This is a genomic window from Pseudomonas sp. Ors-4-3C (assembly GCF_055755035.1).
Genome location: NZ_CM146900.1, coordinates 4493210 through 4505504 on the forward strand (window position 1 = coordinate 4493210; position 12295 = coordinate 4505504).

General features: G+C 62.1%; 9 protein-coding genes and 1 tRNA gene. 8 read left to right on the forward strand and 2 right to left on the reverse strand.

Annotated features, from left to right (window positions below):
• Positions 1-176 precede the first annotated feature (176 nt).
• A complete protein-coding gene (locus ACVHNU_RS20240; RefSeq protein WP_473018181.1) occupies positions 177-2234 on the forward strand; it encodes a methyl-accepting chemotaxis protein in 2058 nt (685 codons plus the stop codon).
• Here ACVHNU_RS20240 and ACVHNU_RS20245 read toward each other — a convergent pair.
• Positions 2227-3129: a LysR substrate-binding domain-containing protein gene (locus ACVHNU_RS20245; protein ID WP_473018183.1), complete on the reverse strand. Its 903-nt coding sequence runs from the start codon at positions 3127-3129 to the stop codon at positions 2227-2229. The two genes, ACVHNU_RS20240 and ACVHNU_RS20245, sit on opposite strands and share 8 nt — an antisense overlap.
• Positions 3130-3356: 227 nt before the next feature.
• On the opposite strand from ACVHNU_RS20245, the gene ACVHNU_RS20250 reads away from it, so the two are divergent.
• The 6 genes from ACVHNU_RS20250 to ACVHNU_RS20275 all read left to right on the forward strand — a co-directional run bounded on the left by ACVHNU_RS20250 (position 3357) and on the right by ACVHNU_RS20275 (position 8971).
• On the forward strand, positions 3357-4475 hold the full coding sequence (locus ACVHNU_RS20250) for an ABC transporter ATP-binding protein (protein ID WP_473018184.1): 1119 nt from the start codon (positions 3357-3359) through the stop codon (positions 4473-4475).
• A gap of 15 nt (positions 4476-4490) precedes the next feature.
• Positions 4491-5411 carry an ABC transporter permease gene (locus tag ACVHNU_RS20255; RefSeq protein WP_473018185.1) on the forward strand — a complete coding sequence of 307 codons (921 nt, stop codon included), beginning with the start codon at positions 4491-4493 and terminating at the stop codon, positions 5409-5411.
• A complete protein-coding gene (locus ACVHNU_RS20260; protein WP_003228176.1) occupies positions 5411-6217 on the forward strand; it encodes an ABC transporter permease in 807 nt (268 codons plus the stop codon). Before ACVHNU_RS20255 ends, ACVHNU_RS20260 begins: the two co-directional genes overlap by 1 nt.
• Positions 6218-6256: 39 nt before the next feature.
• Complete coding sequence (locus tag ACVHNU_RS20265) at positions 6257-7291, forward strand: ABC transporter substrate-binding protein (RefSeq protein WP_473020089.1); 1035 nt, start codon at positions 6257-6259, stop codon at positions 7289-7291.
• Positions 7292-7353: 62 nt separating this feature from the next.
• The gene (locus ACVHNU_RS20270) at positions 7354-8808 is read left to right on the forward strand and encodes an amidase (RefSeq protein ID WP_473018187.1); all 1455 of its coding nucleotides are present in this window, start codon (positions 7354-7356) and stop codon (positions 8806-8808) included.
• An 86-nt stretch (positions 8809-8894) separates the two neighbouring features.
• Positions 8895-8971 (forward strand) — tRNA-Met (locus ACVHNU_RS20275).
• Positions 8972-9076: 105 nt separating this feature from the next.
• Here ACVHNU_RS20275 and ACVHNU_RS20280 read toward each other — a convergent pair.
• Positions 9077-10189, reverse strand: a complete 1113-nt coding sequence (locus ACVHNU_RS20280) for a DUF2817 domain-containing protein (protein WP_473018188.1) — start codon at positions 10187-10189, stop codon at positions 9077-9079.
• 270 nt (positions 10190-10459) lie between these two features.
• Here ACVHNU_RS20280 and ggt point away from each other — a divergent pair, with 270 nt between their 5' ends.
• On the forward strand, positions 10460-12292 hold the full coding sequence (gene ggt / locus ACVHNU_RS20285) for a gamma-glutamyltransferase (protein WP_473020090.1): 1833 nt from the start codon (positions 10460-10462) through the stop codon (positions 12290-12292).
• Positions 12293-12295: the final 3 nt, after the last annotated feature.

Below are 12295 nucleotides of genomic sequence, written 5' to 3' on the forward strand. Positions count from 1 at the left end.
TCTCCTCGAACGCGGCCGCCTTACAAAGGCAGCCGAGAATGGGAAGTTTCGCTACAGAGCCGGCCTACAGAGCGGGCGAGAGTGAACTTTCGAGGCCTTTTAGCAGGGCACGACATCGAGGTCGCACGACCGCGATGCACGCCATTGGTGCGTGGTGTCCAGAGGAGTCATGAGGCATGCAGGCTTTCTTGTCACCGGGGATCAAATTGCTGGGGCGGTTTGGATTCGCGCGTAAATTCCAGCTGTTGTTTCTGCTGTTCATTCTGCCGTTGGCCGGCAGTCTGTTGATGATCGGCCAGGACTATCGCGACAAGCTCAACCTGATTTCCGGCGAACGTGCCGGTGTACGCCAGTTGCTCAGCCTCGATGCGCTGGACAACCTGCTCGCCGCCCAGCGCGACCGCGCCGCCCGTTGGCGCGCCACCGAAACCAATCGCCAGCCGACCCCGGCAACCCTCGCCGCCATGGCTGCGTTCGACAAGGTTCAGCCCGCTGTTCTGCAAGCCACCACGGATCTGGGCAACGCCCTGAAAAATGAAGGCGCCGAAGGCGAAACCCTCGCTCGCTATCAAGCTCTGCAAACCGCACTCGGCGGTCTGGATTCGAAAAGCCTGAGCAGCGTCGGCTGGTGGCCGGACGGTTATGAGCGTTTCACCAACGCCCTCAGCGCCCTGCAAGCCTTGCGCGAGCAAATCGTCATGGACAACCGCCTGACGTTGGCGCCATGGCTGGAAACCTATCTGCTGACGCAGATCTCCACCCAGCATGCGCCGGATCTGATCGAGCGCGTGGGTCGCCTCGCCGCCGTCGGTCAAGCTTCGGTGGTCTCGGGACAATTCACTCTGCAAAGCCGCTTGCAGTTGCGCGACCTGCGCGGCCGCATCGGCGACGCCCGCGAGCAGCTTGTCAAAACGGCAGGCCTGCTCGAAGCGCGCCTGCCGAGCGATCTGCAAACCTGGGCCGGTCAGTACCACGACAGTCTCAAGCGTCTCGACGCTGGGCTGAAAGTGCTGGATGACGGCGTGTTCGGCGGCAGCATTACCCTCAAACCGGAAGACTTCGAACGCAGCCTCGATGCACTGCTGGGCGATCTTGCGTCGTTGCGCCAGCAATCACTGCTGTCGCTGGATCAGCGTCTGGACGCCTACCACGCTTCGGCGATTCGCCAGTTCATCGTGGTCGCGGCGATCTTCGGTTGCCTGCTGTTGGCGGCGCTGTACCTGTTCGTCTGCCTGCAGGCTTCGATCCGCCGCAGCGCCAGCGGCATTACTCTGCTGGCCGAGGCCCTGCGTGACGGCAACCTGAGCCTGCAAGTGCCGGTGGTGGGCCGCGATGAGCTGGCGGCGATCAGCACCGCGCTCAACGTTGCCGTGGTGCAACTGCGCGCCAGCATGCTCGGGGTCGATCACGAGACCTCGCAACTGAGCCACGCGGTGCGCAGCCTCAACGATCACTCCAGCGGCGCGCTCAGTGAAGTCGAAGCGCAGCAGTTGCAGATCAGCCAGATCGCCGCCGCTGCCACGCAACTCGCCGCCACTTCGCAAGGTGTGGCGCAGAGTTGCGAACAAGCTTCCGGCAGCGCTCAGCACACCCGGCGCATCGCCGCTGACAGCAGCCGCGACAGTCAGCGCACCACGGCGAGCATCCAGCAACTCAACCAACGCCTCAACGACACCGCAGCGGCACTCGGTCGAGTCAGCGAGCAAGGTCAGCAGATTCAACTGGTGGTCGACACCATTCGTGGCGTCGCCGAGCAGACCAACCTGCTGGCGCTCAACGCTGCGATTGAAGCGGCACGCGCCGGCGAACAGGGACGCGGCTTTGCCGTGGTCGCCGATGAAGTGCGCAGCCTGTCGCAGCGCACCCAGTCATCGACTGCGCAGATTGCCGGCACGGTCGACAGCCTGCGCGCCACGGTCAACGAAGCGGTGAGTCTGATGGAAGCCGCATGCGGCCAGGCGCAATCGGATGCCGAAGCGGTGACCGGTCTTGGTGAACGTCTCGGCGAAATCGCCAACGCGGTGCAGAGCGTCACTGACACCCTGGCGCAGATCGCTACCGCCGTCGAAGAACAGGCAAGCACCGCCGATGAAGTCAGCGGCAATATCCAGCAGGTCGATCAGGCCGCGGTGCGTCTGCTGGAAGGCGCCCGTGCAGTGAACCTGGCGGCGGACACCCTGAGCCAGGGCAGCAAGGCCCTGAGCGACAACACCGCACGCTTCCGCCTCAGCTGATCCGCGCCTCGGGGAAGTCCGCTTCCAGCTCGGTCTTCAGCCACTGAATAAACCACGCCGCATCCGCCGACAGTTCGGCGGACGGCGTGAGAACCCGATAGCTTTCCAGCTTCACCTGGGCGTCCACCGCGCGCACCAGTTTGCCGGATTTGAGTTCCTCGCGAACCAGCACTTCGTTGGCCAGGGCAATGCCCTGCCCGCTCTCGGCCACCGACAGCGCGTGATCGTTGTTGACGTAGAGCATGTCCGAATTGAGGTGAATATCCAGGTCGTGCGCGGCGAACCACAGGTTCCACCATTCGCCGTCATCGACGTGGATCAGCTCGTGACGAACCAGATCGGCCGGGCTGGTCACAGGTCCGATGCTGGCGAGATAGTGCGGGGTGCAGATCGGAAACACGCGCGGGCAGATCAACGCTTCACGGGAGTCGGCGTACTGCCCGTCGAGCCCGTAGACGATGCCCAGATCGGCGCTTTTGCCATCGACTTCGGTGAAGGTCGAGTTCGGCTCGATGGCGAATTTCAAACCCGGACGCAAATGGCGCATCGCTTCGATGCGCGGCATCAACCAGCGCTTGGCGAAGCCCGGCACCACCATGATCCGCAACCAGCGCTCGGCCTCTTTGGGCTGCGCTTCCTTGCCGGCCTCGATGATCAACTGCAGGGCGGCGGCGATCTTGCGGTGGTACTTCTCCCCCGCCGACGTCAGGTTGACCCCGCGCGAGGTACGCTCGAACAACTGAATGCCCAGCCACTCCTCCAGCAACTTCACGTGCCGACCAATCGCTGGCTGGGTCACATGCAGGGCTTTCGAGGCTTCGACGTAGCTGCCCAAGCGCGCGGCGGCATCAAAGGCACGCACCGCGTTGAGCGGCGGCAAACGGTGGTCGGGCATGATTCCTGGCACCTTTGGCTGTTAAATTAACTAACACCTGCCATGTTTAAATTGAAGTTTCGCCCCGCGCAAGCCCTCGCTGATAATCGAGCCACAGCAGAACAAAAAAACAGCTGGTTTCACCCCGAACGCAATCTCGATCCTGCCCAGAAAAATAATATCCATGGCCCGACGACGTCGCTGATTCACAGCGCCATTGCAGGCGATGGGGGAATCGGAGGTAACGCATGAATGCCCTGCATTCGCTGCAAACGCTGGCGGTGTCGATCCGCTCGGTGCGCAAGGTTTACGGTGATCCGAACACCGGTCCGGTGGCGTTGAAAAACATCGACCTAGACATCCACGACAACGAATTCTTTACCCTGCTCGGCCCTTCCGGCTGCGGCAAAACCACCCTGCTGCGGATGATCGCCGGCTTCGAGTTTCCCACCGAAGGCGAGATTCTGCTGTACGGCGAAAACATCGCTGATCGCCCGCCGTTCCAGCGCCCGGTCAATACGGTGTTTCAGCATTACGCACTGTTCCCGCACATGACCATCGCCGAAAACCTGGCCTTCGGTCTCGAATCGCAGCCGATGGGCAAGGTGCTGAACAAGGCACAGATCGCCGAGCGCGTACGCGAGATGCTCGCGCTGGTGCAGATGGAACGCTTCGCCCAACGCAAACCGGCGCAGCTGTCCGGCGGTCAGCAACAGCGTGTCGCCCTCGCCCGCGCACTGGCGCCACACCCCAAAGTGCTGCTGCTCGATGAGCCACTGTCAGCGCTCGATCTGAAGCTGCGCCAGGCCATGCGCGAAGAGCTGAAATCGATTCAGGCCAAGACCGGCATCACCTTCATCTTCGTCACCCACGACCAGGAAGAAGCGCTGACCATGTCCGACCGCATCGCCGTGTTGTCCGAAGGCGAAGTGCAACAGGTCGGCCGCCCCGAAGACATTTACGAACGCCCGCGCAATCGCTTCGTCGCCGACTTCATTGGCGAAACCAATTTCATCGAGGGCACGGTCACGCAAGTCGAGGACGGCATGGCCTGGTTCGCCGGGCCGGCCGGGCATCCGTTGCCGGCGCAAGCGTGCAGCGATGTGGCGGTCGGCGCCAGCGTGACCTTGTCGGTGCGCCCCGAGCGCCTGCATCTGGTCGCAGCCGACATGGAAAACGCCTTGCCGTGCCGGATCGAAGCGCAGATCTACCTCGGCACCGATCTGCAATATCAGGTCAGCCTCAGCGACGGCTCGCGCCTCACCGTGCGCACGCCCAACTGCGTCGACCAGAGCCTGCGCTTTGCCGTCGGCAGTCAGGCCGGTCTGTTGTTCGACCGGGGAAGCGCCAGCGTCCTGCACGATTGAGCCCGAGGAGTTGCCATGCACGCCTTACCGATTGCCAACACGCTGGAACGCCGCAAGGCTTTCCAGAGCTTCCTCGGAGTGAGCCCGGCGCTGCTCGCCATCGGCTTGTTTCTGGTGGTGCCGATCCTGATCGTCATCGGCTATTCGCTGATGGAAGCCAACCCCTACGGCGGGGTCAATAAAGTCTTCAGCAGCGATGCTTACACCTCGTTGCTGTTCGAACGCCAGATGGACGACAGCCTCGCGTTCGCCGACTCCTATCTGATCATTGCCCTGCGCTCGATCGGCATCGCCGGGCTGACCACGATCATCACCTTGCTGATCGGTTTCCCGGTTGCGGTGTGGCTGGCGATGCAACCGGCGCACCGGCGTGGCTTGCTGATCTTTCTGATCACCGTGCCGTTCTGGGCCAACCTGCTGATCCGCACTTACGCGTGGATTCTGCTGCTGCGTAACACCGGAGTGATCAACAACAGCCTGATGGGCATGGGCGTCATCCACGAGCCGTTGCAGTTGTTGTACACCGACGGCGCGGTGCTGCTGGGGCTGGTTTATACCTACGCGCCGTTCGTGGTGTTGCCGATCTACGCGACGCTGGAAAAGATGGATATCCGCCTGCTCGAAGCGGCTCAGGATCTGTATGCCGGCCGCGTGCGCACCTTGCGCAAAGTGGTGTTGCCAATCGCCAAACCGGGAATTCTCGCCGGCGCCATCCTCACTTTCGTGCCCTGCCTGGGCGCGATGATCGCCCCGGAACTGCTCGGCGGCGGCACGCGGATGATGCTCGGCAATCTGATTTTCCGGCAGTTCAGCGATGCCCGTAACTGGCCGTTCGGCGCCGCACTGTCGCTGGTGCTGATGGCCGCCGTGATGCTGGTGCTGACCGTGTATGCCCTGCGCGCCGAGCGCCAGCGCATCGCCAAGGGAGGTGCGTGATGCTCGGATTATTCAAACGCAAAGGGCTGGGCGTGCAGGACTTCCCCGGCTTCGGCGGCTTCAGTTTCCTGTTCTATCTGTACCTGTATGCGCCAATCGTGGTGCTGGTGGTGTTCTCGTTCAACGCCAACCAGTCGGCGACGGTGTGGACCGGGTTCAGCCTCGACTGGTACCGCGCCGCGTTCGCCAATCAGGCCCTGCGCCAGGCCGCCGGCAACAGCCTGTTGATCGCGGTCTGCGCAAGCATGATCGCCACCGCGATTGCCACCCTCGCCGCCCTGGGTACTTCGCGCGGCGCCAGGTTCAAGGGCCTGCAATTGTCGATGGGCGCAATCATGCTGCCGCTGGTGCTGCCGGAAATCGTCGTCGGTGTGGCGACGCTCGCCTTGTTCTCCACCATTGGCCTGTCGCTGGGTTACGGCAACCTGATCATCGCCCATACGGTGTTCTGCATTCCGTTCGCCTACCTGCCGATCCGCGCTCGCCTCAACGACATGGACCTGTCGCTGGAACAAGCCTCCGCCGACCTCTACGCCGGCCCGTGGCGCACCTTCCGCAAAGTGACCTTGCCGCTGCTGATGCCGGGGATTTTCTCCGGGCTGATGCTGGCCTTCATCGTCTCGCTGGATAACTTCGTGATCTCGATGATGGTCTCCCAGGCCGGCACCACCACCCTGCCGATTTTCATCTTCGGTCTGTTGCGCATGGGCGTGACACCCGACGTCAACGCCGTCTCGACCCTGATCCTCGGCGTCTCGGTGCTGTTCGTCAGCCTCTCTTACCTGCTGGGCAAAAAGCCCGCCTGAACCTTCTACGAACCGTGGGGAAATAACATGAGCAAGTGGATGAAAAGCGTCGGCACCGGGTTGTTCCTGACAGTGCCGCTGGTGATGACCGGCAGCGTTCAGGCCGCGGAAAAACTCAACGTGGTGAGCTGGAGCGGGTACTTCTCGCCGCAGATTCTCGCCAAGTTCCAGAAGCAGACGGGCATCGAAGTCACGGTCGATTCCTACGACTCCAACGAGACCCTGCTGGCCAAGCTGAAACAGGGCGGCGCGGGCTATGACGTGGCGATTCCGTCGCACCAGTTCATCCCGATTCTGATCAAGGAAAACCTGCTCGAGCGTTTCGATCCGGTCAAGGAACCGTACTACGCCAGCGTTGTGGATAACCTGAAAAAACCGAGCTGGGACCCTGAAGGCGCGTACTCGGTGCCGTTCATCTGGGGCACTACCAGCGTGGTGCTCGACAGTGCGCGCTACCAGGGCCCGGCCGACAGCTACAAGGTTTTGTACGAGCCGCCAGCCGAGTTGCAGGGGCGGATCAACATGTTCGATTCGGTCAGCGACATGGTCGACATGGCCAGCCTGTACCTGAACATTCCGCTGTGCAGCGAAGACCCGAAACAGATGCAGCAGATCCTCACGCTGCTCAAGGCGCAGAAGCCGTTCGTGAAGACTTACAGCTCCAAGGCCGGCTCGATCCGCGAGAACCTCGCCTCGGGTGAAATCGACATGTCGATGTTCTGGGGCGGCTCGTCGATGCGCGCCCGCGAGATGAAACCGAGCCTGAAATACCTGTACCCGAAAGAAGGCGTGCTGGCCTGGGTCGACAACATGGTCATCCCCACCGGTAGCAAGAATCCGGCGAATGCCAAGGCGTTCATCGCGTTCCTCAGCCAGCCGGAAAACTCGGCGATGACGCAGAACTTCCTCAAGCACCAGAGCCCGATCAAAGGCGTCGAACCGTTCCTCGATGCGGCGCTCAAGGATGCGCCGGAATTGCACATTCCCGAAGGCACTAACGTGGTGTTCAGCAAGACCTGCGGCGAAGGCGCGATCCGCCTCGCCGACCGTCTCTGGACCAACCTGATGCGTTGATTCCTGCCCGCCCCGGCATGCGGCCGGGGCGTTTCTCCAGCCGTCTGAAAGGCGCCGTTGTCATGAATTCCAATAACATCAGCGAACTGGTCCTGCTGCAGGCCCACGCCCTCGCCGACCGCATCCGCCTGCGCCAGGTGTCCTGCCGCGAAGTGATGCAGACTTATCTTGCCCATATCGAACGTTTCAACCCGCAGGTCAACGCGCTGATCAGCCTGCAGGCGCCCGATGTTCTGCTGGCTCAGGCCGATGCGCGCGATGCCGAACTGGCGCGCGGTGAATACCGTGGCTGGATGCACGGCCTGCCCCACGCAATCAAGGATCTGTCGCTGACCCAAGGCATCCGCACCACGCTGGGTTCGCCGCTGTTCAAGGACTTTATCCCCGAGCGCGACGGCATCATGGTCGAGCGGATCAAAGCGGCCGGCGCGATCATCATCGGCAAGACCAACACCCCGGAATTCGGCCTCGGTTCGCAGAGTTACAACCCGCTATTCGGTGCGACTGGCTGCGCTTATGACCCGAGCAAAACGGCGGGCGGCAGCAGTGGCGGCGCAGCGGCGGCGTTGGCGATGCACCTGGTGCCGGTGGCCGATGGCAGCGACATGATGGGGTCGCTGCGTAATCCGGCGGCGTTCAATAACATCTTCGGGTTCAGACCTTCTCAGGGCCGCGTGCCGTTTGATGACAGTGCAGATCTGTTTTTCGATCAACTCGGTTACGAAGGGCCGATGGCGCGCAGCGTGAGGGATGCAGCGTTGTTGCTGTCGGTGCAGGCCGGGGGCGATGCGCGGGCGCCGCTGTCGATCAGCGAATCCGGGGAGGCATTTGCCGAACCGCTGGAGCGCGACTTCAAAGGCACTCGGTTGGGGTGGCTGGGGGACTTCAATGGCTATCTGCCGATGGAGAGAGGTGTGCTGTCGCTGTGTGAGAAAACCTTTGCCGACTTTGAAAGCATCGGTTGCCATGTTGAGTCGGTTGAGCCGGGTTTCGCGCCTGAGCGGCTGTGGAGCAGTTGGCGGACGCTACGACACTGGATGGTCGCGGGGTCATTGGGCGCGACGTATGCCGATCCGCAAAAACGCGCGTTGTTGAAACCGGAAGCGATTTGGGAAGTGGAAAACGGCTTGAAGCTCTCGGCCAGCGAAGTGTTCGCCGCATCCGCGGTGCGCAGCGATTGGTATCGGGCGATTTCGCGCTTGTTCGAACGCTACGATTACCTGCTGCTGCCCAGTGCCCAGGTCTTCCCGTTCGATAAAACCCAGCCTTGGCCGACGTCTATCGAGGGCGTGAGCATGGACACGTATCACCGCTGGATGGAGGTGGTCATCCCCGGCACGCTGTCGGGTTGCCCGGTCGCCAACGTTCAGGCGGGATTCAATTCAAATGGTTTACCGATGGGCCTGCAAATCATCGGCAAGCACCAGGCCGACTTCGCTGTCCTGCAATTGGCGTACGCGTATGAACAGGTCAGCCGCTGGTTCCAGCGCTGCCCTTCGCCGCTGCTGAGCCAGTGATTTTGATAAACGGTTGAAAGCGTAGAAAAAATTTTTAAATTTACGCTTGACGCTTTTCCATTTCAGGGGAATAATGCGCGCCACTTGGCTACATAGCTCAGTTGGTTAGAGCATAGCATTCATAATGCTGGGGTCCGGGGTTCAAGTCCCTGTGTAGCCACCAAGTACTAAAAACGGCTTACCGAAAGGTAGGCCGTTTTTTTATGCCTCGAAAAAACATCATCTGTGGTGAGGGAATTTATCTCCTCACCACAATGCCAAACCTGACCTATTCAGGCTGCTCTGCCGACAAGGCCATCAACCCCCTCGCCCAGATCTGCCGAGTGCGCAACCCGACCATCGCCCGCCAGTCCGGATCAGCCGGATAGAACTGCTCCAGCAGTTTCAACTTGATCGCCCGCCCCGTCGCATCCAGCGGATCGCCATGCAGATGCAGCCAATGGTCATCACGCAAATAACGATGCACCTGCGGCCCCGGATACGTTCCGCACTCGATCACGAACGGCATCAGCTGCACGCCCGGCAACGCATCGAGCAATGCCTGTGAGGTGTAGCCGGTAGCCGTCGCTGCGACACCGGTTTCGCTCAACGTTTCGGCGCCGGTGTGCAAGGTGTACAGCCACGGGCCGTAGATCGATTGCGCCTGGGTCAGTGCCGGGTAAGGCGCTTTGGTGATGGTCAGCAACATTGGATGGCCGTACTCGCCGGCGCCGGTGTGCAGGTCGAAACACATCACGGTTTCCGCGTCCGCCAGATGCGCGTCGATGATCTGGTGCAGCGTGCGATTCGACCAGCTCGGCGCGCGGCCGCCATAGAACAGTCCATCGGGATGGCTGTGCTGACCGCCCTCGACAATCGACATCACCGCCGGCCAGCCGTGTTCGGCAATCTGTGCGTCGAGCAAAGCGTCGGCGCGCTGACGCTCGGGGCCGTGCAAATCGGTGCAGGCGTAGATCTCGTGCAGCGTGGCGTAGGCGCGGTTGTCCGGCAACGGGGCGGTGAAATCCAGATGATTGCGGTTGAGGTCGATGTTGTCTTCGTTGACCCGCCGCAGCCACGCGGTTCCCCATGGGTTGATCAGGTGAATCATCACCACCGCAACATCCTTGGGCAGCAAGCCGGGAACGAAAGCCTGCAGCCAGTCAATCTGACATTCCGAACCGTAATAGCCCTCGACCCCATGGGTGCCGCTGAGTGCGACCAGCCGGCGCTTGGCTTGCGGGTCTCCGAGCACCGCGACATCGGTGCTCAGCGGTTCGCCAAAAGGGCCGCAACGCGGGTGGGCGTATGAAGTCAGGATTGCGCCGGCAGCTGTTGCGGCCGCCAGAAACGCTTCGCGTTGTTGGCGGTAACTGGACTGGGTTGGAAACTCGCTGTGCATATCGGCCTCTTGTGATTTTTATGGCTTGACCTGTGTAGGAGTGAGCCTGCTCGCGATAGCGGTGGGTCAGTCAGCAATGATGTTGAATGTGATGACGCTATCGCGAGCAGGCTCACTCCTACAAGGGATCGTATGCGTCCGATCAATTGCGGTTGACCCTAGCGAACATCCGCCCCGAAAAGAAAGACAAAAATGCCCACCGGTTTGCGTCGCGACCGACCGGTCGATAAAGTCCGTCAGACCTTTCACCCCACGGACGGAGAGCCCCACGTGTTTCCAGCCCTGCCCCTGAGCCGCTTTCGCCTGCCTGCCCTGACGCTGATCATCAGCGCCCTGACCCTCACCGCGTGCAACGCCCCACCCTCCTCGACCTTGCCGCTGGCGCCGGAAGCCGCTTCCGGCTACCGCACCGATCTGCAGACTCGCCACGCCAGTCAACACATGGCCGCTGCCGCCAATCCGCTGGCCGCCGAGGCCGGGCGCGAGATGCTGCGCAAGGGTGGTTCGGCCATCGACGCGGCGATTGCCATGCAAGCGGTGCTGACTCTGGTAGAACCGCAATCCTCCGGGATCGGTGGCGGTGCGATGATCGTGTTGTGGGACGGCAAACAGGTGCGCACTTATGACGGGCGCGAAACCGCCCCGGCGGGTGCCACCGAGAAGCTGTTCCTGCAGGCCGACGGCAAACCGATGCCATTCCCGCAGGCGCAGATCGGCGGTCGGTCGGTGGGTACTCCGGGCGTGCTGCGTGCGCTGGAAATGGCACACAAGCAACACGGTCGCCTGCCATGGGCCACGCTGTTCGAGCCGGCGATCAAACTCGCCGAGCAGGGTTTCGCGATTTCGCCGCGCCTGCATTCGCTGCTGGAATCCGACCCGGCGATCCGTAAATCACCGGATATGGCCGCCTACTTCCTCAACCGCGACGGCAGCGTCAAAGCCATCGGCACCCGTCTGCAGAATCCGGCATTGGCCGCCGTGCTCAAGCGCATCGCCAACGAAGGCCCGGACGCGCTGTACAAAGGCCCGATTGCCGAGGAGATCGTCGCCAAGGTGCAGGGCCACGCCAATCCCGGGAGCCTGTCGCTGAATGATCTTCAGCGCTATCAGGCCAAGGAACGCGCACCGCTGTGCACCGACTACAAGCGCTGGCAGGTCTGCGGCATGCCGCCGCCGTCTTCGGGTGGGATCGCCGTGGCGCAGATTCTCGGCACCTTGCAGGCGCTGGAAAGCCGCGACCCGCGCCTGTCGCTGACGCCACTAAAACCTGTGAAAACCAACAAACCGGCCGGTATCGAACCCGATCCCCAAGCCGTGCACCTGATCGCCGAAGCCGAACGCCTGGCCTACGCCGACCGTGCGCAATACGTCGCCGACACCGATTTCGTTCCGGTGCCGGTCAAAGGTCTGGTCGACTCGGTTTATCTGGCCAACCGCGCCAGCCTGATCGGCGAACGCAGCATGGGCAGCGCCCAACCGGGCACCCCGTCGGGCGTGCAAGTGGCCTACGCGCCGGATCGCTCGCCGCTGCGCATTTCCACCTCGCAAGTCGTCGCCGTGGATGACTTGGGCGGTGCGGTGTCGATGACCACCACCATCGAAGCGGCGTTCGGCTCGCATCTGATGGTGCAGGGCTTTTTGCTGAACAACCAGATGACCGACTTCTCGTTCATCCCCGAAGAGCATGGGCAGAAAGTCGCCAACCGCGTCGAACCCGGCAAACGCCCACGCTCGTCGATGGCGCCAACGCTGATCTTCGACCGCAACAGCGGCGAATTCCTCGCCAGCGTCGGCTCGCCGGGCGGTTCGCAGATCATCGAATACGTAGCCAAGACCACCGTCGGCCTGCTCGACTGGAACCTCGACCCGCAAAGCGCCATCAGCCTGCCCAACTTCGGCAGCCGCAACGGCCCGACCGAACTGGAACAAGGCCAGTTCAGCCCGGCGCTGATTCAGACGCTGAAGGACAAGGGCCACACAGTCAATGAAATCGACATGACCAGCGGCACCCAGGCGATCGTTAGGGTCAAGGATGCGCAGGGTAAAGCGTCTTTGGAGGGTGGCGCGGATCCGCGGCGTGAAGGGGAAGCGTTGGGGGATTGAGGT

What these genes read in the sequence shown, in the direction of transcription:
- ACVHNU_RS20240 (WP_473018181.1), top strand. Translation starts at nt 177, where the DNA reads ATGCAGGCTTTCTTGTCACCGGGGATCAAATTGCTGGGGCGGTTTGGA.
- ACVHNU_RS20245 (WP_473018183.1), bottom strand. Translation starts at nt 3,129, where the DNA reads ATGCCCGACCACCGTTTGCCGCCGCTCAACGCGGTGCGTGCCTTTGAT.
- ACVHNU_RS20250 (WP_473018184.1), top strand. Translation starts at nt 3,357, where the DNA reads ATGAATGCCCTGCATTCGCTGCAAACGCTGGCGGTGTCGATCCGCTCG.
- ACVHNU_RS20255 (WP_473018185.1), top strand. Translation starts at nt 4,491, where the DNA reads ATGCACGCCTTACCGATTGCCAACACGCTGGAACGCCGCAAGGCTTTC.
- ACVHNU_RS20260 (WP_003228176.1), top strand. Translation starts at nt 5,411, where the DNA reads ATGCTCGGATTATTCAAACGCAAAGGGCTGGGCGTGCAGGACTTCCCC.
- ACVHNU_RS20265 (WP_473020089.1), top strand. Translation starts at nt 6,257, where the DNA reads ATGAAAAGCGTCGGCACCGGGTTGTTCCTGACAGTGCCGCTGGTGATG.
- ACVHNU_RS20270 (WP_473018187.1), top strand. Translation starts at nt 7,354, where the DNA reads ATGAATTCCAATAACATCAGCGAACTGGTCCTGCTGCAGGCCCACGCC.
- ACVHNU_RS20280 (WP_473018188.1), bottom strand. Translation starts at nt 10,189, where the DNA reads ATGCACAGCGAGTTTCCAACCCAGTCCAGTTACCGCCAACAACGCGAA.